Source organism: Peribacillus sp. ACCC06369, from assembly GCF_030348945.1.
Classification (GTDB): domain Bacteria; phylum Bacillota; class Bacilli; order Bacillales; family DSM-1321; genus Peribacillus.
Map to the genome: position 1 here is coordinate 2692198 of NZ_JAUCEN010000002.1, position 26515 is coordinate 2718712.

The 26515-nt window shown below is 38.4% G+C and carries 22 protein-coding genes; 2 read left to right on the forward strand and 20 right to left on the reverse strand.

Features of this window, described 5'->3' with window-relative positions; all coding sequences use genetic code 11:
• Window positions 1–237: 237 nt before the first annotated feature.
• The 5 genes from QUF78_RS13960 to QUF78_RS13980 form a co-directional block, all read right to left on the reverse strand.
• Entirely contained in the window at window positions 238–1155 is a 918-nt protein-coding gene (locus QUF78_RS13960) for a DMT family transporter (RefSeq protein WP_289325120.1), read from the reverse strand.
• Complete coding sequence (locus QUF78_RS13965) at window positions 1148–1843, reverse strand: GntR family transcriptional regulator (RefSeq protein WP_289325121.1); 696 nt, start codon at window positions 1841–1843, stop codon at window positions 1148–1150. The genes QUF78_RS13960 and QUF78_RS13965 overlap by 8 nt, the downstream gene beginning before the upstream one ends.
• A 764-nt stretch (window positions 1844–2607) precedes the next feature.
• The gene (locus QUF78_RS13970) at window positions 2608–3420 is read right to left on the reverse strand and encodes a methyltransferase domain-containing protein (protein WP_289325122.1); all 813 of its coding nucleotides are present in this window, start codon (window positions 3418–3420) and stop codon (window positions 2608–2610) included.
• 195 nt (window positions 3421–3615) lie between these two features.
• Window positions 3616–4071 carry a HEAT repeat domain-containing protein gene (locus QUF78_RS13975; RefSeq protein WP_375088921.1) on the reverse strand — a complete coding sequence of 152 codons (456 nt, stop codon included), beginning with the start codon at window positions 4069–4071 and terminating at the stop codon, window positions 3616–3618.
• Between the two features lie 327 nt (window positions 4072–4398).
• Window positions 4399–5226: a TrmB family transcriptional regulator gene (locus QUF78_RS13980; RefSeq protein WP_289325124.1), complete on the reverse strand. Its 828-nt coding sequence runs from the start codon at window positions 5224–5226 to the stop codon at window positions 4399–4401.
• 140 nt (window positions 5227–5366) lie between these two features.
• On the opposite strand from QUF78_RS13980, the gene QUF78_RS13985 reads away from it, so the two are divergent.
• Complete coding sequence (locus QUF78_RS13985; RefSeq protein WP_289325125.1) at window positions 5367–5996, forward strand: homoserine/threonine efflux transporter; 630 nt, start codon at window positions 5367–5369, stop codon at window positions 5994–5996.
• A gap of 351 nt (window positions 5997–6347) precedes the next feature.
• Here the strand turns inward: QUF78_RS13985 and QUF78_RS13990 are convergent, their stop codons facing one another.
• Window positions 6348–7661, reverse strand: coding sequence for a (Fe-S)-binding protein (locus tag QUF78_RS13990; protein ID WP_289325126.1), 1314 nt, complete (start codon window positions 7659–7661; stop codon window positions 6348–6350).
• A 14-nt stretch (window positions 7662–7675) separates the two neighbouring features.
• Entirely contained in the window at window positions 7676–9082 is a 1407-nt protein-coding gene (locus QUF78_RS13995) for an FAD-binding oxidoreductase (protein WP_289316365.1), read from the reverse strand.
• Window positions 9083–9197: 115 nt separating this feature from the next.
• Here QUF78_RS13995 and QUF78_RS14000 point away from each other — a divergent pair, with 115 nt between their 5' ends.
• A complete protein-coding gene (locus QUF78_RS14000; RefSeq protein WP_289325127.1) occupies window positions 9198–9839 on the forward strand; it encodes a hypothetical protein in 642 nt (213 codons plus the stop codon).
• 53 nt (window positions 9840–9892) lie between these two features.
• Here QUF78_RS14000 and QUF78_RS14005 read toward each other — a convergent pair whose 3' ends face one another.
• From QUF78_RS14005 to nirB, 13 genes are all read right to left on the reverse strand, one after another.
• On the reverse strand, window positions 9893–10699 hold the full coding sequence (locus tag QUF78_RS14005; protein WP_289327317.1) for an ABC transporter permease: 807 nt from the start codon (window positions 10697–10699) through the stop codon (window positions 9893–9895).
• Window positions 10699–11643 (reverse strand): ABC transporter permease, encoded by a 945-nt coding sequence (locus QUF78_RS14010; RefSeq protein ID WP_289316363.1) that lies wholly within the window; start codon window positions 11641–11643, stop codon window positions 10699–10701. The genes QUF78_RS14005 and QUF78_RS14010 overlap by 1 nt, the downstream gene beginning before the upstream one ends.
• A complete protein-coding gene (locus QUF78_RS14015) occupies window positions 11607–12746 on the reverse strand; it encodes an ABC transporter ATP-binding protein (protein ID WP_483313888.1) in 1140 nt (379 codons plus the stop codon). The genes QUF78_RS14010 and QUF78_RS14015 overlap by 37 nt, the downstream gene beginning before the upstream one ends.
• Before the next feature lie 40 nt (window positions 12747–12786).
• Window positions 12787–13893 carry an ABC transporter substrate-binding protein gene (locus QUF78_RS14020; RefSeq protein ID WP_289325129.1) on the reverse strand — a complete coding sequence of 369 codons (1107 nt, stop codon included), beginning with the start codon at window positions 13891–13893 and terminating at the stop codon, window positions 12787–12789.
• Window positions 13894–13906: 13 nt separating this feature from the next.
• Complete coding sequence (locus QUF78_RS14025; protein ID WP_289325130.1) at window positions 13907–14914, reverse strand: TAXI family TRAP transporter solute-binding subunit; 1008 nt, start codon at window positions 14912–14914, stop codon at window positions 13907–13909.
• A 162-nt stretch (window positions 14915–15076) separates the two neighbouring features.
• Complete coding sequence (locus tag QUF78_RS14030; RefSeq protein ID WP_289325131.1) at window positions 15077–16453, reverse strand: sigma-54-dependent transcriptional regulator; 1377 nt, start codon at window positions 16451–16453, stop codon at window positions 15077–15079.
• 24 nt (window positions 16454–16477) lie between these two features.
• Window positions 16478–18487 carry a transporter substrate-binding domain-containing protein gene (locus QUF78_RS14035; protein ID WP_289325132.1) on the reverse strand — a complete coding sequence of 670 codons (2010 nt, stop codon included), beginning with the start codon at window positions 18485–18487 and terminating at the stop codon, window positions 16478–16480.
• Window positions 18488–19319: 832 nt separating this feature from the next.
• Complete coding sequence (locus tag QUF78_RS14040) at window positions 19320–19781, reverse strand: hypothetical protein (protein ID WP_289325133.1); 462 nt, start codon at window positions 19779–19781, stop codon at window positions 19320–19322.
• Window positions 19782–20159: 378 nt separating this feature from the next.
• Window positions 20160–20480 (reverse strand): hypothetical protein, encoded by a 321-nt coding sequence (locus QUF78_RS14045; protein WP_289325134.1) that lies wholly within the window; start codon window positions 20478–20480, stop codon window positions 20160–20162.
• A gap of 468 nt (window positions 20481–20948) precedes the next feature.
• Window positions 20949–21374: an OsmC family protein gene (locus QUF78_RS14050; protein ID WP_289325135.1), complete on the reverse strand. Its 426-nt coding sequence runs from the start codon at window positions 21372–21374 to the stop codon at window positions 20949–20951.
• Window positions 21375–21697: 323 nt separating this feature from the next.
• Complete coding sequence (locus QUF78_RS14055) at window positions 21698–23317, reverse strand: family 14 glycosylhydrolase (protein WP_289325136.1); 1620 nt, start codon at window positions 23315–23317, stop codon at window positions 21698–21700.
• Window positions 23318–23608: 291 nt separating this feature from the next.
• Window positions 23609–23926, reverse strand: coding sequence for a nitrite reductase small subunit NirD (gene nirD, locus QUF78_RS14060; RefSeq protein ID WP_289316353.1), 318 nt, complete (start codon window positions 23924–23926; stop codon window positions 23609–23611).
• A gap of 17 nt (window positions 23927–23943) precedes the next feature.
• Complete coding sequence (gene nirB / locus QUF78_RS14065) at window positions 23944–26361, reverse strand: nitrite reductase large subunit NirB (RefSeq protein ID WP_289325137.1); 2418 nt, start codon at window positions 26359–26361, stop codon at window positions 23944–23946.
• Window positions 26362–26515 lie beyond the last annotated feature (154 nt).

A 26515-nucleotide genomic window follows, 5' to 3' on the forward strand; every position in this document is an offset into this window, starting at 1 on the left:
TAACTATCGATTTGAATGGCGTGGTCTAAATGCCCTGCGCTCACTCGTAAAATACAAAAAAAGCAATTCACATGTTGTGTAATTGCTTTTTCAAAAACCTGCTATTACCTAAAACCCCCAAAACCGGTTAAGCATTTCGTGAATGTTTTTGCTCCATTCACCTACATGGTAGTTTATTAGTCTAGTATTAAATAACTACAGATAGGTTGAATTATTTTGCCCGTTTTACAACTGGCACTACTTGTTTTTTACTATCGATAAAATCGTAATGGTGCTTATAATGCAAAACGTGCCAAACCACTCGGCAAAACCGAATGTTACATTCAGCCAGATCACGGATATTAAGGTTGCGGATAATGGCTCAACAGAAGCAAATAAACTTACCTCTGAAGCCGTGATGTATTTTGTACTTTCCAAATAAAAGTAAAAGGCAATGATCGTACCGAAAATGATGATGAACAAAATCGCTGAAAAAGAAGATAAAGTCCAATTGCCTTCAACTGCCCACGGAGGATGGATCATACTAAAACAAATACCTCCAATCAACATGCCCCATCCCACAACAATCATTGAACCCCATCTTGAAAGGAGTTTATAAGGTTGCAATGTATAGAAAGCCAGTGCAAATGCTGATGTTACTCCCCAAAATACTGCCCACCCGGAAATGGAGAGGGTACGTATGCTTCCTCCCGTCACAAGCAAAAAAGTGCCTAAAATCGCTATGATTACTGCTACACTCACAGTAATGGTGGGAAAACGTTTGGAACGAATGGCTAAATAACAAGTGATCAGGGCCGGCGCTAAGTATTGTAGGACAGTGGCAGTCGCTGCATTGCCATGTTCAATTGCTGCAAAATAGGTGTATTGAACAGCGAGCATTCCCAGAATAGCAAAAAGGATAATTTGAAGCGCATCGTTTTTCGTTTTCCAGATTCCAAAAACCTTCTGTCTATCTTTATTATAAGCGACCCCCAACAGGATTAAGCCTGAAAGCAATAAGCGTACCACCGTGAGCCACTCAGGACTGAACCCTTGCCGTTGAAATAGATATTGAGCTGCCGTTCCAGATATTCCCCATAACGCAGCGCCGGTAAGTACCAGGGAAATCCCTCTTTTTCTTGAAGGTGATACCTCAACTAAACCATCATTACTCATTTTTTTCTTCCTCGCTTTTTACACATTCCGTATGGGCTTGAATTCTTAAAAAGCTTTCTTTCCAATTCTTTTCTATCACTTCAAGCACCTTGGTGAGATTTTTTTGCCTTAAAGCCTGAATGATCTGATTATGCTCATCAATGGAATGATGAACATCACTTACCTGATCGAAATAATACAGTTCTATCCGTATAAGTTTTTGTTTTAATCCCGATAGAATCCGCTTTAATTCATCATTTGTAGTAAGATTGATGTAAATGGAGTGAAAGTCATTATCTTTCTGGACGGCTACTATTTGATTTCCCTCGTCAATTGCTTTTTTCACTTCATGATTGATGGCTTCCATCTCCATTAAGTGTTTATCTTCAAAGTTTTCAAAAGCCTGTTTCATAGCTAATTTTTCCAGTGTCCAAACAATGGAATATACATTTAATACCCCATCGAATCGAATGGGGGAAACAATAGTTGAACGGCTCGGCTTGGTCTCTACAAAACCCTCATCCTCTAGCCTTAATAGTGCTTCTCTAATAGGGGTACGGCTTACTCCTAATTGTTCGGCTAATTCTTTGTCTCGTAATTGTCGACCTGGCGTGAGTATCCCTTGGACAATCCAATCCCGCAAGATTATGTAAGCTTCTTCACGTACAGAAGTACGCTTGATTTTTTGTGTTGAATCCGAATGTATCAACGGCTTTGTCCTCCTCAAAATACCAATATCTAATATGCAATATATCACATATTGCATGCCGTTGAAATAAAGTTTCAAAAAATATAATCTGTTCATTATATTTTTAAATGATTGTCTTTATTAACATTGGAGTCCCAAGCTAAACATAAGCAAAGATCATTTTCGCATGATAAAAAAGACCCCCTTCTTATAGAAATAGCATTTCGACTTTAATCCCGATTCGTCGGAAATCTCATGATTTCAACAGTTCCCCTGTATAAATTAAGCTCGATTTTCTCTTTTTTATATCCGTAATATGTAGGAATGCCTATTGCTTTGTTTTATTTCGAAAGTCCCCTTGAACCCTTCTAGACTAAGTCTTACGTCATTTATAGTAAGCAACTCCTGAAACTTCCCTGAAATTTAAAAAATCTAATAAGTGGAATTGTTTCCCTGAATTCAAACCTTTCCACTTAAAGAACATTCCTTTCCAACTCGAATACTTTCTAAAAAAATGTCTTGAAAACCTCTTGGTGACGACTGCACTCATTACAGGAATATTCTATTTCTAATGCATCTTCCGTTACTGTATGAACTGTTTCCTTTTTACAATTTTCACAAAATCTCTTTTCGGATATTTCTTTCATTTTTTATTCACTCTCCGTTTTCCTATTGGTTTTTAGTCGCGTGTTCAGTATATTTTGCGAATATCCAACAGAAAAATACCTTTTTTCCTGAAGGACCTCAAAAAGAATTCAGGAAAAAAGGTACTAGAGTATGTAATTTCACCTTGGATTCCAATACATCAAAGCTGCATGAAACGGATATTCGTATTCGAAAACTCCTTCTTTTTCCACCACATATTTATTAAGGATGGTTTTTACTTCATCATGGGAATATTGTTCATCGAGAATTTTTGTAGTGTTATCGCGAATCATTTCTTCATATGTTGAATATATTTTTTTACTTTTCAATTTCACGATCTTACAGTCCGCCAATATTCCAAGTTGATACAATACATTCAAGATGTGTATGTAATCCCGCTTTCTTAAGTTGATGTTATATCCTCGTTCCTTCAATTCCATATAATGAGGTTTTTCTGGTCCTGTTGTCATACCGACTATAACTAAACGGGTTGCTGACTCATTCATTTTTAATAAGGTATGACCGATTTCTTGCATACGGTAATAACAATTAAAACCAAATACCACATCATATTTGTCCCTTTTCGTTTCACTTTCCCACTTATCATGGATCAAATCTATGTTTTCGAAACCTTTTTCGTTCGCCTGAGATTTCAAAAAACTGATAATGCTTTTTGAACTATCAATACAAGTCATCTTTCTGACTTCTTTTGCAATATCAAATGTATAATTGCCCCAGCCAGGGCCGATTTCCAATATATGATCATCTGAATTTAATAAAGCCAGTAACTCTTGTTGCACAAGTTTTGCATAAGGGTCCGCTTTATGATGTTTTTTCCCTTCAACCCTGGAAGACCAAAAGGCTTCTTCTGCTGCATCATCTTTAAGCCTGTTAGGTATTTTTCCGGTATGATCTACCATGGCTTCTTTCCAAACTTCTATATAATCAGTCATCATTTCTCCCCTAAATTCGTATGTATTTATCGTTGTCCACCGTGGTCACAAATGTTAGTCAAATAGCCAAATGCTTCCTCTTTTAAACATATTATCATACCCCAGCTACAATTTTAGTTTTTACACATAAGAAAAAGGAGCAAAAATTTTGCTCCTAGATCCAATATTACTTGTTTTCATTTTTGGTATGGAGTTTTATCTTTTTGATAAAGTTGACCAAGTGTTTTCAAGCCACTTATCAAAGTCTGCTCCTTTTTCACCCTCATAGGTATCATATATATCCATTCTCATCTTCTGAAGCTTCTCTTTGAATTCAGTATATGTGTGATTTTCTGGTAAACTCTTCTTGATCCTTACCAAAATTTTGGTTAATCCCTTAACCAATTCGCCCTTTTTCCTTGCAGGCAATTGAACATCTTCGCCTAATCTTTTCAATTGACGGTAGGCGGCCTCTTGAACTTTATATACAGAATCACTATCCATAATATGTGTGAGAATATCGATTACTTGTTTATTTTTTGACTGGCCTAACTCTTCGATCGCATCTAAACGTTCTCTCCAATTAGATTTGCGATTGGCAGATTTTTTTAATTCCTCATAGTTGGCAGGTAACTCGATACCTTTTGTTTCTTTGTTATTCAAACGAATCATTTCTCCTTCTGTCTTTATGTATATATCCGGAAATTCATAAATGTAAATCCGATACTACAATAATCCCATTACAAGAATGGTTTATTACATTACTTATTATACCCTTTTCCATATCTTAATATAGTTAAATTTCTTACACAGCTGCTATATCTTCAATAGTCGGGTGCTGGGGGCACATGCTTTTCTTCTTCAACTTACCTGCACCCTATGGCTCAATAAGTAATTTCAGCATTAAAAGGCATAAATCCCGCCTGGATTCATGCCCCTATAGTTGACTGTGAAGTATCTTTTCTTTTGTTGTAAAAAACAGACAAAAATAGCGGAAATCTAGTCCACATAATGTTTTTTGTAATCTGGATGGATAGAAAATTTTTTACGTAAATTGGCGAGGTTTTCACCAAAACTTTCTTCTAAAAGTTCTCTATGTTTTTCCATGATTTCCATGAGATACAAATCATGAATCATGACTTCTGTAATGGGCATTACTAAACCTACATGCATTGTCCACGCTGCACGGCTATCTTTACCAAGCGAGACAATACCTGCTACTACTTCTGAGTCATCTCCACTAATAACAAGCCATCGCCCACCATACTCTTCTGTAATTTCATAACCCATATAATGGAGGTAAACATTAGCAAAATCACAGACGATCTCCCCATAGGCAATAATTGTTACATTGACCCCTCTATTTGCTGCCTGTCTTAGTTCAGATTCTAATACTTCGAATTCGTCTTCCCAAATCTCTAAGAGTATTCTTTTTTTAGCAGATAATATACAGGCTTTTACCTTATCGAGTATTTCGTTGCGTCCCATGATATTCCAGATATTTTCACGGTCATTTGCAGAACGTTCAAACTCCGCCAATGATTTTTCTGCCAGTTCAAAATTCTCTTCTGCTTTCATTCGACGGTTTTTTATTAGCTCCTTTGCAGGAACAGGAGTATACTGTGGTGTATTTCCAGGACTAACCAGAATATCCCCTCTTATTGCGAGACTGTCCAGAATTTCATATACTCTTGAACGTGGAACACCAGAGTATTTTGCTACTGCATATCCTGTTAATGGCGATTCTTCCAATAAGGTAAGATATGCTTTCGCTTCATATTCGGTAAAATTTAGGTTTTTTAATGTTTCTAAAATGTTTTCTTTCATAAACCCTCCAACACAACCTTAGTTGCTACCTTTGTAACTGATATTTTAGCAAAATCTGTTGACGTTTTCCATAATCATCTAATATACTTACATAAGTAGTTACTTAAGTAGTCACTATAAAAAGAGGAGGGAGAAATAGTATGGATAGCTTACTTACATACATATCAATAGTTGCAATGATGGTTATTATACCAGGAGCAGATACTATGCTCTTAGTGAAAAATACGCTTAGCTATGGTCCAAAAGCGGGACGTTATACTGTTCTCGGAATGGCAACGGGACTTTCTTTTTGGACGCTTATTGCTATTCTTGGATTATCTGTTGTCATTGCAAAGTCTGTGATTCTTTTCAGTACAATCAAATATTTGGGAGCTGCCTACTTAATTTATTTAGGGATAAAAAGTTTTTTTGCTAAAAGCGTTTTTTCTTTAAAAGAAATTCGAGCACAGGCAAATACACCTACAAAGTATTCAAATCGGCATAATAAAGATTCCTTTATGCAAGCATTACTTAATAATATTCTTAATCCAAAGACCGTTTTAGTTTATATAACAATCATGCCGCAATTTATCAATTTGACCGGAAATGTAAACCAGCAATTGATTATCTTAGCCTTCATCTTAACCTTACTCGCGGTATTGTGGTTTCTATTTCTTGTTTATCTAATTGATTACGCAAAAAAATGGATGAACAACTCCAAATTCCAGAAAGCATTCCAAAAATCAACTGGCTTAATTTTAATAGGTTTTGGCATAAAGACAGGAATTTAAGTTCATTTACTAACAAATCTAATTTGATTCTATCCGTTCAATAAATTGAACGGTTTTTTTTTCATATGTATCTAACGTGCAACTAACATACTGTTTACTAACCTGCCCCGATAAGGATAAAGAAAAATCTGCCTTAATCATTTTAGTCAATAATGTTAATCAATCTTTCATCCGTACATATTGCACTGCATCATTGCTCTCCCAAGGCTTTTTCCACCTACATCTTTAATGGAGTAAGATCAAGTTACTAACATGGTCACTATTAATTGAAAAATAAAAACGTCTGTATTTTCGCATAAGAGCAGGAAATACTGACGTTTAATGTCCAAAGAAGTTTCTGTATTCTTTTTATCAATCCAGGCCGCATGCCTTGGCGAGTATTTCAACAAGGTGCATACTTTTCATTTGGTTTGTTGCTCCCTCCCTTTGAATGCCAATGCTCATTTGCATTTGACAGCCAGGGTTGACGGTCACTACGGTAGTGGCTTTCGTTTCTTTTAGGTTCTTCATTTTTTCATCAAGAATTTTCATGGATTCATCAAAGTGGAGAAGATTGTATATACCTCCAGATGCACAGCAGCGGTCAAACCCTTCCATTTCCACATAGGAAATTCCTGGTATGGATTGCAATAATAATCGAGGTTCCTTTTGGACCTTTTGAACATTGCGTAAATGACAGGAATCTTGATAAGAAACGATGCCTTGCCATTCTTCAGTATAGGGAAGTGGACCCAATTGATAAAGGATTTGACTGATATCTTTTGATTTTTTTGAGAATTCCCTTGCTGTTCCAGCCCATTCGTGATCATCTGCCAATAGATGTCCATATTCAAGAAGCGAAGCACCGCAGCCTCCTGCGTTATTTACAATTACATCAGCATCTGCCTCCATGAAAGCAAGGATATTCCTCTTCGCTAATGCTTGCGCTTGTATTGTTTCGCCTTGATGGGAATGCAGGGCACCGCAGCAATTCTGATTTTCAGGGAGGATGACCTCACATCCCACCAAGGTGAGCAGCTCGATGGTTAGACGGTTGATTCGTGACATCATGGAATCCATGATACACCCTGCAAAAAATGCCACCCTTAATTTCGTTTCCCCTTTTGCGGGTATTATCGTACCTGTCCGGATTCGTTTGGAGGACGACTCGATAGCAGGGAGTGCTTGTTCTAAATGTCCAAGGGCAGGTGAAACTTTATGCAGTACATTGGATGTCCGGATAAGTTTGGATAACCCTGTTTTTTGATAAAGAAAGACTGCACTCCCAATCCTATTCATTCGTTTTGGATATGGGAAAAGATGAACCAATGCCAGTTTTTTGATCTTCGTCATTTTAGTTTTTTGGTTTGTTGGCGCGGAGTTTTCAATGGCTTCTTTTGCCGCTTCCAGTATATGTCCGTATGGCACACCAACAGGACATGCGGTTTCACAAGCACGACAGCCTAAGCATAGGTCGATCGGTTCAGATAAATCTTTTTGGAAATCTATTTTCCCTTCGGCCGCCATTTTCACTAGATTGATTCGACCGCGTGGAGAGGCTGATTCTACACCCATTGATTCGTATGTAGGACATGCTGGTAAACAGTAACCGCATTTTACGCATTGGTTTGTCCAATCATAGGCATCTGAATATAAATTTTGGACCGCTGCATTTGTCTCGTTCACTTTGACGGGTAGGTTCATGTAACCAACACGACCCTTGTCTGGCCCTTATCAGGAAAAATCTTTCCTGGATTAAGGATATTATTGGGATCCCATGCTTCTTTAATTTTTTTCATCATATTCACCCCTGTTATACCTAATTCCATTTCCATATATGGTGACTTTAATGTACCGATTCCATGTTCACCGGAAAGTGTTCCGCCTAGTTCAATTGCGGCTTCAAAAATTTCACTGACTGCAAGCTCCACTTTTTTCATTTCCGTAATATTTCGTTTATCAGTAATGATGTTCGGATGCAAATTCCCATCTCCTGCATGACCAAAAACAACCAAGTTCAACCCGTATTTCTCCCGGATTCGGTTTAATCTCTCCATCATCGCCGGAATTTGACTGCGTGGAACAGTCGCGTCTTCAGAAATCTTTGTAGGACCCATTTGTGTAATGGCCGGGGAAACCAATTTACGCGCACTCCAAATAGTTTGGCGTTCTTCCTCTGTCTCCGCTATCTTGACGTAGGAAGCACCCTTTGCCCTGCATAAATCGGCGCATTTAATTATTTCTTCCTCAATCGCCAAAGGGTGACCATCTATTTCTATGATAAGGATGGCTTCTGCTTGAAGAGGCAAGCCAGAAGGTCGATAGCTTTCAACAGCACGGATACACGCATTATCCATCAATTCCAGGGCTGATGGTAGAATTCCTGACGATAATATGCTGGTAATGGCATGGCCGGAGTCAATCAAATGATTGAAGTGGGCAACAAAGGTTTGTTTAGCTTGCGGTTTTGGGATTAAACGAATGATTGCCTCTGTAACGATGCCCAAGGTACCTTCCGATCCTACGATCAATCGGGTTAAATCATACCCTGTTACATTTTTCACGGTCTTTCCGCCAGTACGGATGATTTCTCCCGTTGGGGTGACCACCTCAAGGCCTATCACATATTCTTTGGTCGTTCCGTATTTCAATCCCTTTGGACCGCTGGAGTTTTCCAATAGATTCCCGCCTATTGTGGCAACATTTGAACTGCTTGGATCTGGAGGATAGAACAAGCCGGCTTCTTCCGCCTTTTTATGGATATTTGCCGTAATCACACCCGGAGAGACAATGGCAAGCATATTTTCCCGATCGATGATCAATTTATCTCGTAAAAGGGTCATATCAAGAACCATACCCCCTTTAACTGGTAAAGGGCCGCCACTTAGCGAAGTACCAGATCCTCTAGGGTAAACAGGTATTTTGTGTATATTAGCCAATTTAACCACTTCACTGATTTCTTCGGCGTTTTTGGGCTGTATCACGACTTCAGGTAAAAATTCTCCAAAAGAAGCGTCATAGCTATAACAATACCTTTCTGCTAAATCAAGGAACATTCTATCACCTGGAATTACCTGACTAAGGTCATGTAAGGCTTCTTTCTCCATGCTTCTCACTTCCGTTCATGATTATAGTAAATGGGAAAAGCATCATTTGCATGTAATATAATGGAATTTTATGATTCAGCTAGATATAATGATGAAGAATAAAGGAGGGTTTTTATTGAAAATCGCATTGATTCACGCAACCACAACTGCACTAAAACCAATAGAAAGGGCCTTTCAGACAGTTGCTCCAAACATTGAACTCCTTCATTTCATGGACACGGGACTTCTCGCCTTGATGGAAAAGAGCGGCAAGTTAACTCCGGAAATCATTCGCCGCTTTTCTGCATTAGTGAATTTAGCCTATGATTCTCGCGTTTCATGCATCCAACTTACTTGCTCTGCTTTTAATGGAATCACTTCAATTTTACAACCTCTTTACCCTGTAAAGTTATTTCGTTCAGATGAGGCCATGCTTGATGAAGCACTTCGCTATTCTACCATCGGCCTGATTTCAACCGTAAAAGAAACACCCATCGCCCTTCAAAATTATTTATTAGATAAGAATCCGGACTGTAAGATCGTATCTTTGGTGGATCCCGGAATCATCCATTTATTGTCTCAAGGAAGAAGAAAGGAGCATGACGATCGGGTTAAAAAGATGGTGAAACAATTAGATGGAAAGACAGAAGTGATTTTGCTTTCACAATATAGTATGGAGCATGTTGCAAAGCAAATTAATCCTTCTGTCCCTATCCTAACGGCCCCACTATTGTCTGCTAAAAGATGTTTGGATCACTTAAATGGAACGTTTAGATGAAATCAAAAACCGAGCTTAGGCAGCATGATCCATTGTCATATCCTTATATCCTTTTATCCGTTTGTATGATGGGAACCACCAAAAACTTTTCCGACACCTTGAATTTTTTCAAGTATGACGATTAGAAGAACTGATATGAATATAACCACGCTTGACACGGAAGCAACAATCGGATTGTAGGCATCCTGCATTTGCGAGAAAATCTCGATCGGCAACGTTCTCATTTCAGGTGATACCATAAAGAGTGAGACGGTTACATTATCAAATGATGTCAAAAATGCGAATAATCCCCCAGAGATTGCCGCGGACCCAATCAGCGGCAGTGTCACTTTCATGAATACTGTTAATGGATTGGCTCCAAGTATGGCCGCAGCCCGTTCAAGATTATAATCAAATCCACTAAGACCGGTTAATACCAGGCGCATTACATATGGTATGCAAATGACGATATGGGCAATCAAGAATCCGGCAGAAGTACCGGCTAGCATCATTGGTGTAAAGTACATTAACAGTGCAATCCCTAAGACTAATTGCGGTACACTTAATGGAGAAGTTAAAAGGGCCGTAATATATGATTTTCCCGGTATATCATACTTTGCGATGCCAAGGGCCCCCAAAGTTCCGAATATGACGGAGAATAGGGCAGCTAATGCTGCAAATTTCGCACTATTCAAAAATGCTTCCAAAAATTCTGGACGCTCCAAGATCTTGCCATACCATTGCAGTGAGAAACCATCTGCCGGAAAACTTGGATAATTGGCACTTGTAAAAGAAGCGGGAATAACGACAATGAGCGGGATCAAGATATAAATAATCGCCAACACGGCTACGGCAATCCGAAGGCCGCCAAACGTTTTCATCATCGGAATACCTCCTTGAATTTCCCTTTTTCAAACACTCTGGTAAAGACGGCTACTGATATGACGGTGGTGGCTAATAGAATATAAGAAAGAGCAGATCCGAATGTCCAATGCAGCAGGTTATTTATTTGATCATAGATGACAACAGGCATCACGGGCACATTGGCTCCCCCCATAAGTGCAGGCGTAACATAAGCACTCATTGACAAACTGAATACAAGAATGCAACCAGATACTATACCAGGGATACTTAGCGGCAATGTAATGGAAAAGAACCTTCTGAATGGGCTTGCCCCAAGTATGGCTCCTGCCTTATCCAGGGAAGGATCAATATTATATAAGCTGGCAACGATGGATAAGATCATGAAAGGTAGATATGCATTGGATAGTCCAATTACAACTCCGATTTCCGAAAACAATAGCTTCAATGGTGCATCTATTATGCCAAGGGCCATCAGGGTTTGATTAATCGTTCCATTAGGTAATAGCAAGAGGTACCAGCCAAAATTACGGACCACTATACTTACAAGGAGTGGTGACACGATCAAGAGAGTGATATACCCTCTGATCCGCGCTGAACTTTTGGCCATCGTCAAAGCTACCGGATATCCAAGAAATAAAGCAACCAAGACCGAATATAAGCTGATTTTCACTGTCAGCCACAAAGATGATAAGTAATAGCTATCTGAAAATAATTGTGTATAGTTTTTTAGGCTATAAACGGCATCCGCTCCTCCAAGATTATCAGTGGAGATGAAGCTTAAATATAAAATGTATAACATCGGTATGACGAAGAAACCAAATATGAAAAGTAGAATCGGCGTTAAAAGGAGTAATCCCGGCACCCAGACCTTCCTTTTCTTGATTTTAGGTTCCTTTTGCGGCTCAATCGGATTCTTTTCCCGTTCTATTTCTTGACTAGCATAACTTCTGATGGGCTCCATCCTATCAACACCTCACTTCCATTTTGCCATGATGAATCAAAAGCGGAAGTCAATACTTGTATACTTTTACTCTGTAATAGAACATTGATTTCCCATGAGGTACCAAGATAGTTAATTTGGCTAATCTTGGCACGATGGAAATCCAAATGTGATAAGGAGGTGTCATCCGCAGAAAAAATTTGCAGTTTTTCTGGTCTAATATAAAGCTTCACCTCATCTCCGGTTTTCAAATCATTATCATTTCCCATGATATTATCTGCGTCTACATGTGTGATATCAGAACCTATCTTGACTGACACTTTCCGCTTGTCCACAGCAGAGACATTCCCTTCAAAACAATTCGATTTACCGATGAATTGAAAGACGAATTCTGTCTTGGGATGATTGTAAATATCAGTCGGAGTACTGATTTGTTCAATTTTCCCTGCATTCATCACCACGACTCGATCAGACATGGAAAGTGCTTCTTCTTGATCATGGGTCACAAAAATGGTCGTTACGCCAATTTCCTTTTGTAATCGCTTTATCTCGGCCCTAAGTTCATGGCGCAGTTTTGCATCAAGGTTTGAAAGGGGTTCGTCCAGCAAAAGGAGCTCCGGTTCAACTACAAGTGCCCTGGAAATCGCAACACGCTGACGCTGACCTCCTGATAATTCTCTTGGATAACGATTCTCCAATCCTGACATTTTCACTAATTCAAGCGCTTTACTTATCTTCTTTTTTTGTTCAGCTTTACCGATCTTGCGCAGCTTCAAGCCAAAGCTTAAATTTTCATAGACTGTCATATGGGGAAAAAGTGAATACGTTTGAAAAACCATGCCTAAATCTCTCTTATAAGGAGGAACCTTCGTAACATTATTTCCTTTAATATGGACCTCTCCCCGGTCTGCATCGAGGAATCCTGCAATGAGGTTCAAGGTTGTGGACTTTCCGCACCCTGAAGGCCCAAGAAGAGTGAGTAACTCTCCTTGTTTCACCTCCAGATCAATACCATTCAGGACCACATTCGAGCCAAATTGTTTAAACGCTCCTTTTATCTCTACATCATTTTTATTTGACCCAACCCCCTGAACTGCCTCCAGGTGTTGTCTATTAATTTCCATATCTTTTTTTAATACTTCCATGTGATCAACACGCTCCTTATTATTTGAGTTTTTTCCCTAATTCAGGAGTAACCTCTTTCGCCCATCTGTCTGACACCTCAGCACGGATTTCTGCAAACTTGGCGAAATCAGGTTTGAATGTTTTATCACTTGCTTTAAGGCCGATTGACTCTTCATATTTCTCTGGGATTTTCATGCCTTCCACCGTCGGATAAAATCCTTTTTCGGAAATTAGTGCTTGTGCTTCTTCACTGACTACATAGTTGATGAATTCTAGGGCTTCTTTGCTATTAGGCGTATTCTTCACTAGACCAGCGCTGAAAGCTTGAAGCGGCACACCTTCTTTAGGCACCGCCATCTTAATAGGAATTCCTGAAACGGCTAGTTCACCTATGGAATAACTACCCATGACCGTTACGTCAGCAGCTCCCTGTTGGATAGCTGGCATCATTTGCGTTGAGTTTTTATAAAATGTATTGGAGTATCCTGCAAGATCTTTTGCCTTTTCAAGACCTGGTTCCATGTCTTCCGTGCTGCCGCCGTTTGCAATCGCCAGACCATTAAGGGTATTGAAACCCCAGTCATTCGTAATATCTGAAAATGCCGTTTTACCCTCGTAATCCGGGGAGACAAGATCATTCCATGATTCGATTGATTTTAACCCTTTCTTTTTAAAGGTTTCCGTATTATAAGCTGGTGCAATGACTAAGCCGAATGCTGGCGCGGCAGCATTTTCAATCGGAATGAATCGGGGATCCACCGATTTCATATTGGGAACATTGGACTCATCAATTGGTACGATCAGTTCCTTCTCCTTAGCGCGTATTACATCAACCGGTACAAAAAGGGCAACATCTATTTGCGGAGCGTTCTTCTGTAATTCCACTTTAGAAAGGATTTCACCTGATAAACCGGAAATATAATTAACAGTGATTCCCGTTTCTTCTTTGAACTTTGGAGCGATCACATCTCGGATGGCGCTTTCGATGACCCCGCCATTACCGGCTATCGTTATTTTCTTCTCCCCTTTTTCACCTGTACTCGTTTGAACAGATTCCCCCGGCTTTTGCGGAGTAGGATTACCACACCCCGCAAGTGCGATCAATGCGATTATCGATAAAAGACATATTAGTTTTTTCAAAGTCATTACCTCCCGTTTTTCATTGATTTTCAATCATTCCTTGTTCAGTAAAATAATTCATGGCCCCTGAATGAAAATCCATTGGAACTTGTTTGGTTGCTTCCTCTATTGAAATATCAGAAGCCGCCGGATGTGTTTGCTGCAGTTCAGGCAGATGTTCATATAATGTTTTCACAAGATTGTAAGCATGCGGGTCAGACATTTCCTTGTAGGTTACCAGGACATTTTTAATTGATATCGTTTGGACATTTTTTTTCATTCCCTTGTATGTATCTCTGGGAATTTCATTATGAGTATAAACTCCATATTGTTTTTGAAGACGTTCAATGACCTCCCCCGGTATTGGTATGAAAGTCAGCTCCGTCTGATTGGATATGAAAGCGATTTCATTATTCGGAAGTCCCGAAGAAAAGAAAGCTGCATCAATGGTACCATTTCGTAATGCTTCTGCTGATTGAGAAAAAGAAAGATAGGATAAATTCAATTGATCGGTCGGCAAATCAGATTCTAACAGTATCCGTTCTGCAATAAGCCTTGTACCGCTTCCTGTCGTACCCACACTAATGCGTTTACCAACTAAATCTTCTAAGGAATCAATATCATTTTGTTTAGTAGTAACAATTTGAACATAATTGGAATATAGGGCCGTTAAAGCTCTTAACTTGGATTTATCCGTTTCAGGCAAATCAAGTACATCCACTGTGGTAAAACCAATTTCTGCCCGATGGCGGCTAACCAATTCAGTATTTTCGATAGAAGCATGGGTTACCTGGGTTCCTGAAACAGCTCCATTATATTTTTCATACATGTTTGACAATCTTTTTCCTAATGAAAAATAAACACCTGTCATATCTCCGGTTGCAATGATTAGCAGCCTATTATTTAAATCCTGTCCTTCAGAAGTTAATTGACTCTGAATCAAGGTAGTAGCAGGTTTGGATATTTCCTGCTGCTCATTCATAAAAGAACATCCTGTCATGAAACAAAATAACAAAGCGACTTTTATAAAGAGTGCTCCATTTTTCATCGTAGCCCTCCTTTCTTAATGTACTTAGATGCAAATATCATGCCAAGTCGATTTTCTGCTTTAAAACGCAAATCCTGCCGATTTATTGTTTGGAATACCCGTTTAAACCGGCAATTTTTGCCGGTTACCCAGAAAAAAATGCCGGTTCCCACTATAAGTCTTTTATTCTTCTTTTGAAATGAGCTTAATTTTATCCCGAAGGCTTCTTTCTGAAATTTTTAGAATTTGAGCTGTTTTTTGCCGATGATTTTTACAGTATTGAAGAGTGGCCGTTATAACTTTTCCCTCTATTTCTTTCATGGATATGCCAATAGGAATCCTGAAACTGTTAAAATCATCGTCATTGCCATCCGGCTGGAGAATGAACTTCTGTTCTTGAACATATTGCGGCAAATCGGTATCCTCCATGCTTTTCGAGTTTGATAGGGCAACAGCATATTCTATAATGTTACCAAGCTCACGGACATTCCCAGGGTAATGATAATCCAGTAAAATTCGACGTGCGGTTGCCGAGAACGTCTTATCTTCACGATTCATATCCCTAGCGTGCTTTTTTATAAAATAATCCATAAGGATCGGTAAATCTTCTTTTCTATCTCTTAAAGGCGGCATGGAGATGGGAATGACATTTAGCCTGAAATACAAATCCTCCCTAAATTCCCCTTCCATCACCATTTGTTCCAGGTTTTTATTGGCTGCACTTATAATACGGACATCCAGTGAGATTTTTGTATTGGATCCCAGAGGCGTCACTTCCCGTTCCTGTAATACCCGTAATAATTTGGCTTGAAGAGGAAGTGGCATTTCACTAATCTCATCCAGAAAAAGGATGCCTCCATTAGCAGCAACGAATTTCCCTTCCTTCCTCTGAGTTGCACCGGAAAATGCTCCCTTCTCGTAACCGAACAATTCAGATTCCAGCAGCATCTCAGGAATTGCTGCACAATTGACAATCTGCATGGGGTTGTTTTTCCTTCTTCCTAGTGTATGGATGTTTCGGGCTACCAGCTCTTTTCCAGTTCCACTTTCACCCGTGATAAGAACACTTGAATCAATATCTTTCACTCTTTCGATCATTGAAAAAATACGCTGCATCGCCTTGCTGTTACCAAGAAAATTACCAAATCTCTTTTGAATCTCTAATTCTTCATGTAAAGTCTCCAATTGATTGGACATCTGTTTGAATTCGGCTGCCCTCATCAAGAGCAAAGAAAGTTCTTCTATATTAATTGGCTTTTCAATATAGTAGTAGGCCCCTTTTTTTATGGCCTCGATGGAAGTTTCTATGGATGAATAGGCAGTCATCATGATGATTGTCACGTTAGGTGCTATTTGTTTGATTTTCTGTAGGACATCAAGTCCACTTTTATTTCCTATTCTAAGATCAAGTAAAACAATATCAAAAGGCTGATTGTCGATCTTTCGAAGACCTTCATCCGGGTCCGTTGTTGTAACGACTTGATAAGAATCTTCCAAGGCAAAGCTAAGAGCGGTGCAAATAGCAGGTTCATCATCGATCACCAATACATGCATTTTCATATTACTCTTCCTCCTTCCAAGCTTCTATTCGATATATAAAGGTAGTAAAATGATGAATTTCGTTCCTGAATTAGGATAACTTTTCACATGGATATCTCCGTTATTTTCCTTAACTAGCCTATAAGATAACGTAAGCCCCAAACCGACTCCCTTTTCTTTATTTGTGAAAAAAGGTTCGAAAATATGGTTCAGTTCCTCCTGTTTCATCCCTTTCCCCGTATCGGATATGGTAATCCGCCCTGTCTTTTCGTTCTCTTTATCAATTGTGATTTTAATGTTCTTTTCCTCGGTTTCTTCAACAGCATGAATCGAATTTAACACCAAGTTTAAAAGAACCTGGTGAATTTGTTGTAAATCTATATAAAATATAAGGTCATCATCAATCGTCTGCTCGAAATTTATTTGTTTCTTTTCCATTGTCACCTTATGAAAAGCAAGTAATGATATAAGTTCATGTGCGTAGCAATTCGTTATATTTGGCGGGCGCGGACGTGCATATTCAATTAAATCGGTAACGATCGCATTCAGTCGGTTTACTTCAGTAGGCAAGTGTTCCATTAGCACTTGTCGGAATTGGGAGTTATCATATTTACTCGGAAGTAAATCTATGAATGTTTTGATAGATGTTAAAGGATTCCTGATTTCATGTGCGACACCTGCAACTAGTTGTCCAAGAGCGTGCAGCTTTTCTTGTGTGACCAATTTTTTCTCCAATGTTTTCTTTTCAGTCTCATCATTCATGGAAAGTAAGTATCCGGTTTGCATTTCTTCAGAATTGAACATCTTATGCATCGAATAGGAAATCACCTTCTGTTCATTTTCCTCATTAAATACCAAGATCCGAAAAGTACCCGTACGATTATCCTCATTCTGTTCTTGATTGAAAGCTTCGAAATTCTTCATTAATTGCGAATGATTCATAAGATTCAGAATCATTTCCTTGGAAATGTTGAGAATGTCCGAAGCCTTTGCATTGCAGCTGGTAATCATGAAATCGAGATCGAATGTTATGATTCCAGTATTGATATTGTTTAAGATTTGATCTTTGAACGCTTTACCATTTGCGATGTTTTGCCGTTGTTTCTCTAAATCCTTATTTAATAAATGTAATTTCAACGTCTGGTTATGAACGGATTTTTTTAGCTTCTGATTCCATATGTAAATGATTAGAAGGATAAGTGCTACCGCAGTTAAGATTATGATCAACCAGAATATGAATTGCTCCAGCCTGGCAATTTTTTGATTGGACTGTGGCATGACCCATTTATCGATTATCCCGTTGATATTTCGGTTTGCTTTAAGTTCTGTGAGTGTATTGTCCATCATGAAAAGAAGCGATTGATTCCCTTTTTTCACTGCTATCGTATAATCCGCGGGTTCAATGACTTCATCGAGAATGATGTAATTCTTTTCTTGGCGGAACTTTTTCAAATAGAAGCCTGCAGTCCATTTGTTTCCGATGAATACATCTGCACGGTTGTTCAATAATGTTAAAATACCCGAGTATTGATTCGAAACGGTCGTTAAATTTGTATTCCTCATATTGAGAAATGTACTGATTACTGGAGTGTTATAGTCAAGGACAACATGTGAATCACGTAAATCCGTTAACGTATGAATATCCTGTTTCCTTTTACTAGGAATGATTATTGATTGGGACATTGTAAAATAGGATTGAGTGAAATCAAGTTGGTTATCTTTTTCGGTATTATAGGTGCTTCCAACAATTGCATCAATTGTTCCATTACTTAAGGCTTTTTCCGCTTCTTGCATCCCCATCGAAATATATTTGAAATCTACGCCATTATATTTTGCTATTTCCTCCATTAAATCAATATTGATCCCTGTCAGCTCACCAGCTTCATTTTCAAATGAAAATGGAGCAAGAGCACTTTCTCCAGCAATTATAAATGTTTTTTGTTCAGCAAAAACAGCGGGAGACCATAATGTTTGAACAAAGAATATAAAGCAAAATATACTTAGTTTAAACAGCTGTTTTTTAATTAAGAGCCCTCCTTTTACGTTGAAATTCATGCAGTCAGTATTCCTCGGCTAAAAAACATCATGATAATAATACTTCTCCAATTACGACTTGAACCCTTTAAAATGTAAAAGTTTCTTAGGATAATCTGACACAATCCAACAATAACCAACAAAATGGGTATGTGTTTCTGAATGTATAACCTGTCCTAACCTGGATTTTGCCTTGTTGGATTAAAATTAAAGTAGAGCTTCTTCTATTTCTTTTTCATGCTTAAAAACGCTACATTAGCTCCTTAACGAAATAAATATAAACCCAGCAACATTTGCTGGGTTTGCCAAAAAAAGAGCCAGTTGATTTCAGAAATACGCTCCCTTTCCGCCGACTGTCTGCCAAGTCAGTTATTCGGTAGGAGTGTCGCAAACCTCAATCCTATAAGGATTACAGTAAAAAAACATTAAGGGTTTTAAAATCATGGATCGGTGTGAGAGCATTCCGAACCTCCTTTTGTCTACAAACTAAAAAGTCACTATTTAGCGGCCTTTTTCAGTCTGTAGTTAGAAGAGCCAGTTGATTTCAGAAATACGCTCCCTTTCCGCCGACTGTCTGCCCAAGCCCTCCTCGCCGTAAGCGTCTTTGGGGTCTCGGCTAGCCAGTTATGGCAGGAGTGTCGCAAATTTCTTCAAAGTAAAAAACTTAAAGGATAAACTAGTCTTAAACAAGTTTCGAAATGAGACCAGCCTACAGTTTTTTCTTTGAAAAAAAGTCCAGTCGATTGGAACGGAAAGCACGAGCCTCCACATGCGAAAAGAGCGCCGAGGTCGGACCGTCCGCGGAAAGAGGTGCCTGGAGAGTGGAGAGGAAATCATTTTCAAACCCTCAAGATTATTTTTCGTTTTCAAGGCTTTTTATCATTTGCCGTAACGCTCCCAGATGATAAGCAGAGTGGGCAATGGTCGCATTTACATTTGTCAGCCATTCCTCTAAATCGATTGAATCGATTTCTGCCAATAGAGTTACATATTCTTTATGTAATCCTTCCCTGATTTCAGCCCATTTCACCTCATCAACAGCAGCAATGGTCCAGCTTTCGCCCCAATCTTTTTCAAAGTCTGCGCCACTGATCATTGTGCGGATCACCCATAAATAATATCGTATGTGGTCTGAGTGAGCAGCTATAGTCGATCCATTTATGGAAAGTGAAGCGTCTTTTGCGGTTAAACCATCAAGTGTCCCAAAAACCCCTGTATTCGGTCTTGATTCAGTATAATAGCTCCCATCATTTCCGGGTCCCTCAAACGTTTCTTTCAAAAGCGTTTTGATTGAACTCGCTAACGTTTCGCCCATCACAATTCCCCCTCAAGTGTTTTAATCCACTCCATTACTATAATACACTAAGACAAATCAATAATCGTTTTTATATTGTAAAATAAATCCAAACATTTCACGAATGAAAGAGTTACACGCTCACCGAAGCATTTGGAAGGTTAGGATTACAACGAACAAGAGAAAAACCTCACTTAAGTCTAATATTACTGGCTTGGATTAAAAAATATGATTAATTTTAATTATCGACAGCTTCCTTTTACTTTCGAGTACAGTTCAAACGCTAAGGGGAGGGTAATTATTAAATAACAAAAATAAGGCCATCTCCTAAATGATATGGACGGCCTTATTTTTATCTGAAAATATGATTCATTCTTGAAAGCATGCCAAGCAAAGCCATTAGTAGCTTTTCAAACGCTCCTCCAAGGACAAAATTCTAAACTTTAACTCTTGATTCGAGTCTAAGCCACCTATTACAATTTGGTTATCTTCCGTAATGGTGACATATCTGAAGGTCTCATCACCGTGGATCTTTATTTTTGTTTCCATTGTCGTTTCCATTTTTGCAAAGACTTCATCTGTGTATTTAAGTGGAAGAAAATCATCTAATCCTTCGTCGGGGCTGCCGAGCCACTTAAACATGAAATCTTTCAATGAATATTGTTCAATCATCGATAAATGATTTTTAAAAATTAATTTGTCAATTGTTATCTCTTTCAACTTAACCACTCCTCAATAATATATAAAGTTTATATGGATAAACTCTTAACATCAAGGGTATTCCAATGACAAACGATTACATTTTGATTACTTGGTGACTAAATAAACCCATATATTCCGATAAATGGTTCAGGACAATGGGATGTGAGCTTTCCTGAAAAACAATTTGAAGGTAAATATTTTCTTTACTGGAGAAAAGAGTTGATTATTTAATGTCCTAGGGAAATACGCCTTGTATTACCATTAAGAGGAATTGATTCTGCAGTTGTCACCTTTTGTGCATAGCTTTTAATGTGACTTACTGAAATATTTTAATATTTGTTACCTCTTTACTGACTGTACAAACAAAAAGATTCATTCTATAAAACGTTCATTCCAGTCAAAAACAGCCTCCATTTCTTTAAGGAAATGAAGGCTGCTTTTCTTAAACGATAAATCTAATAACAATTTACTCATAAATGATAGTGCTTAGATTTCTTGTTTTCCTTTAACTCCATTTATTGAATAGCTCATTTTAATGTTGGCATTTAATGAGTGATATACTGAACAGTAGGTATTTTTCGACAATTGAATCGCACGGACCACTTTATCTTCAGGCAGTTCCCCCTCCAATAAATAGTGGATATTAAAATCGGTAAAACGTTTTGGATGGTTTTCTGCCCGTGACCCTTCTATTTCTATTTGAAAGGCCATTGTTTCAAATCGCATTTTTTTCAAAATCATTACAATATCTATTCCTGTGCACCCGGCAAGGGAATGTAACAGTAACTCTGTGGGTCTTGCTCCACTATTTTTTCCTCCTACTTCTTCGGCAGCATCGATCTTTATTTCATGTCCTGACGGAGTTGTGCCAGAAAAGGCCATTTCCCCTGTCCATGTAATCATTGTTTTCATTTGTATCAATTCCTCCCTTTCTTATTGTTTTGTCCTAAAAATAGTCCACATGTCTATTTAATGAAAGTACAGGTCAATTAAGTATTAAATAATATTTTCCCCATTATTTCCCCATTATTTATCGAGGTTTTATTCATTTGGATAATTTGCTCAATTGGTACTTCTACACAGGAGATGGTTTTTGCATTGTATTCATTTCAAAAAATAGTAGAGATAACTTGTGATGAAAAGCTTTCAATACCTTATATTCTTCCCGCAATCCCTTCTTAGTTAGTCATATAAAACTTAAGACATCATTTCGACAGGATTCTATCTATAACCTTCTACCATGAAGTTTTATAGTTTCCTATTCCATTCAAAGGAGTTTTATAACTATTATTTTCTCCATCTTGCCAAGTAATATTACCATTTTCATCTTTTATGACGAACTTGAATTCATAGTATCGATCTGCGGCTAAACGGAATGTTCCGCTCCAGCTGCCTTCTTTATTTTGTGTGAGTTTATATTCGTAATCTTCTGGATTCCATCGGCCTATTTCTCCTCTATCCCCAATTAAGTAGACTCCCTGTTTGGAAGGTACATTTTCAACTGTGAATGTAACTGGAATCGATTTGCCTTCCAATTTATCTGCCATCATCCTGAACTCATTTGTTGGATTTCCTTCATCATCGAATAAATATGACATCCTTAGCAAGGTAAAGCCCTCAAAATCATAGTTAAAAACCATTTCTGCTATATTGTCAAAGCCCCATTCATTATTGATCAGTGGGAGTGCGTTTTCCCCGTTTAATGAAATTCCTTTTTGATTGGCTAAAGTGGCAATATGGGTCACCAACGTTTTAGGAGCACTATATGATGGTGCATTATGTGCGTCTTGATCTCCCATTTCCAAACAGGTGAACGTGAGGGCCATATTGGATTTCTTAAACTGATTCAGTAGTTGGGAGTAGTTATAGTACCCTGCACTATATTCTGCTGAATGCGGCATTACTGGATCGTTCATTTTCCAATGGACACCTGAGATTTTAGCTCCGATTGGTACGCCAAAGACTTCATCAAAATGTTTATGGGCAAATTTCGAGATTTTTGAAAGATGTTTTTCAAGTGCACCTTGATACCACTGCATGAAATCTTTTCCAAATTGTTTGTCGACTGCTCCTCCTCTTGTGAAAAATTCATCCCCGTTACCTGGCGGCTGAATCTCCCTCCAGTTTTTATAATTTTTGCCCCAAGCAGCATTTAATTTTTTTATCGTTGAATACTTCTCTCTCATGGTAAGCCTGAAATCCCGTTTCGCCCCTTCTGTATAAGCTTGAAGCTGTCCCCTTTCAGGATATTCCCAGCCATCTGCATTTTGATAGGAGGGATATCTTAGTTCCCCAGCTGGACCTGCACTTAGATATATTTTAGCTATTAAATCCTTCTCATCAGCAAAGTTTTTTGCAAAGGATTTGTACAATTCTTCGTATTGATCAGCTGTACCTTCCCACCAAGGAGCAAGTACCTCCTTATTCCAGTAACCACTTTCACTCTTGAATGCCATGTTTTCGGCAGAGTCTATATTCCAAAGCCAACTCGGGATGGGATAGTTACAATCATCTCCCACATTACCGCCGCATTGATGTGTAGATAAAATGGGCACCCATTTTAAACCGGAAGCTTTCACTGTCTCCCCATATTTTTTATAATAAGACCAATCAAATTGATTATCTTTTTTACTCTCGACCAATCCCCACCAGATATCTGTCGTTATTGCGTATACTCCATTTTCCTTCAACTGAATCAACTTTGCTTCAAATGCATCCCAATCTGTTATTTCACCCAATGGGGCCATCACATAAAGCTTGTAATCTGGTTTTACTTCTGCTGATCCGGGTGAAGTACTTGATAATGGAACGAAATACAGCATGAAGGTAAAAACGCCAATAGATAATTTTTTCATAAAAACGCCAACCTTTCCCCTATAACTTATTCAATTGTGGAAATTTTCGAACGTTATTGAAATCGCTTACTTGCATTCGGTCAATAAAGTATATCCTTTACTAGAAAGTATATTTGTTTTGGAAATATTTATCAATTACTTTGTGAGGAATACAGTCATTTGAAGTGAAAATTTAGTTCATAGCTCCTCAAAGAAAGAAAAATGGATAGTCCTATAAAAGACTATCCAGTAGCGGGTTATATTTATTCACCAATATTTCTCATTTTCTATACCAATGTTTTACATGCATTTTTATAGAACAATATATACATCCCCATTTTCTATTGCAACATTGAATGTCTTTACGCAGCCATTATCAGGTTTTTGGACTTCTCCATTCACGACACTGATTTTCCAGTCATGCATCGGGCAAAAGACGTGATCACCACTCACAATACCTTCCACCAGTACTCCACCTTTATGTGGGCAACGATTTTCAATAGCTCGGAATTCACCATTTGCTAAATGAAAAAGAGCAATTTCATGAGATCCTATCGTTACTGTTTTCCCCAGATTTTTTGGCATCTCATTTACTGTTGAAACCTTTATCTTTTGAAGAGTTTTCCCCATTTAGGATTCCCCCAAATTCATTTATTTGATATAACTGGAATTTTCACTTTTTGAAATAAATCGGTTTGGATCGCATTGCTCTCAATAATTTCTTTCCACGGTTCTTGCAATACCGATAAGGCCTCATTTAAACGTTGATTAAGCTCAATCCTTTTTTGCTTATCACCGATAACCGCTTTAATGGTATCGAACCCTACACGCTCAACCCAGACAGACGTTCTTTCTAAATAGTTGGCAGTCTCTCGATAATGTTGGATGTATGCACCTGTAATTTCGATTACCTCATCACTAGTTTTCACTTTGCATAATAATTCAGCAGCTCTTAAATGTGTTCCGCCGTTGCCGCCAATATAAATTTCCCACGCACCGTCAACACCGACAACACCAAGATCTTTGATTCCGGATTCAGCACAATTACGGGGGCATGCCGACACAGCCATTTTAACCTTATGCGGTGTGCCTACACGTTCAAATTTCTTCTCCAGGGCAATGCCCAATCCAATCGAATCTTGAGTGCCAAAGCGGCAAAAGTTTTCACCGACGCATGTTTTCACTGTTCGAAGGGTTTTTCCATAAGCATATCCAGAAGGCATATCCAGATCGGCCCAAACGCTTGGAAGATCGTCTTTCTCTACGCCGAACAAATCTATTCTCTGCCCGCCTGTGACCTTTAGTAACTTAACATTATACTTATCGGCAACATTTGCTATTTTCCGTAATTGATCGGGATTAGTGACGCCGCCATACATTCTTGGCACAACAGAAAATGTACCGTCCTTTTGAATATTTGCATGTAACCTTTCATTTACATAGCGGGACTCTTTTTCATCTTCATATTCAACAGGATGAATCATACCTAAGTAATAGTTCAATGCCGGTTTACACTTCGAACATCCATCACTTGTATTCCAGCCGAGAACATTCATGACTTCTCGAGTATGGGTCAAATTCTTTTCGCGTATTTCGGCAACAACTTCATCTCTAGTTAAAGTGGTGCAAGTGCATATGGATTCCTTTTGATTTGACTTGCTGAAATCATCGCCCAATGTAAGCTCCAGAATATCACCGACTAACGGCTTGCAACCCCCACATGATCTTGAAGCATTTGTGCAGCTTTTTACCTCATCAATACTTGTTAACCCTTTAGATTCGATAGCCGATACAATATCGCCCTTCGTTACACCATTACAGCCACAGATAATTTCTTCGTTTGACATCGCACTGACAAGACTAACACTGAGTTCTTCACTCGTTCCAGCTATTAAATATTCGGAAACTTCGGCATTTTTATTGATCATGCTCAAAAGGTTATTGCTTTCCTTTGTATCCCCAAATAATACCGCACCAGAAATTTTTCCATTTCGGATCATTACTTTTTTGTAAGTACCGTTCCATTCATTAAATTCCTTGATTGATTTGGCTTTTTCATCCTCGAAAATTTCCCCCGCCGAAAATACATCAACACCAGATACTTTTAACTTGGTAGACAGTACTGAACCCTCGTAAGCTTCGCCTTTAAGCCCGCAAATCCTTTTCGCTAACACTTTGCCCTGTTCATAAAGGGGAGCGACCAATCCATACACCATCTCACGGTGTTCCGCACATTCACCAACGGCATAAATATTCGGGATTCCAGTCTCCATATAATCGTTCACAATAATTCCTCGATTGACAGGGATGCCGCTATTTTTGGCCAATTGAATATTTGGTTTGATTCCAACTGCCATGACCACTAAATCGGCGCTGATTTCCTCACCATCGCTAAAGCGTAATCCTTTTACATCAGTCTCACCAAAAATCTCCTGCGTTTGTTTACCAAGATAAAAATTCATTCCCTGGCTTTCAAGTTCCTTTTGCAACATTTTTCCTGCTGTTGGATCGAGCTGCCTATCCATCAAATATTCCGCAAGATGAATGACATCAACCTGCATACCTAGATTCAAAAGGCCTCTAGCTGCTTCAAGACCCAATAACCCTCCACCAATGACTGCTGCCTTTTTATTATTTTTTGAATATTCAATCATTTTTTCACAATCTTCTATATTTCGAAAAGCTGTCACTCCTTTTTTATCCGCCCCATTTATCGGTAGAATGAAAGGAATTGATCCGGTAGCTAAAATTAACTGATCATATTCGACTTTACGATTTCCATCTGAATATATGATTTGTTTTATTGTGTCGATATTCGTTACTGTTTCACCTGAAAACAGTGTAATATTGTTATCTTTGTACCAGTTCCAATCATTTATTGTAATATCATCTATCGACGTAGCACCTTGCAATACATTCGATAGTTGGATTCGATTGTAATTCGGATGTGGCTCACTTCCGAAGATAGTAACTTCATACCTTTCCGGTTGAATTTTCATAATTTCTTCTATACATCTAACTCCTGCCATGCCATTCCCAATTAGTACCAATTTTTGCTTCGTCATGTATTGTCCTCCAATAAGATTTTTTTGAAAGGATTATGTATTTGATTATAGGTGACGGCAATATTTATAACAACAATTGTGTTACATAATCTAACATGATTTTTGAAAATTAATAATTAATGTTAGTTTTTATTACAAATATTCAGAAAATTAG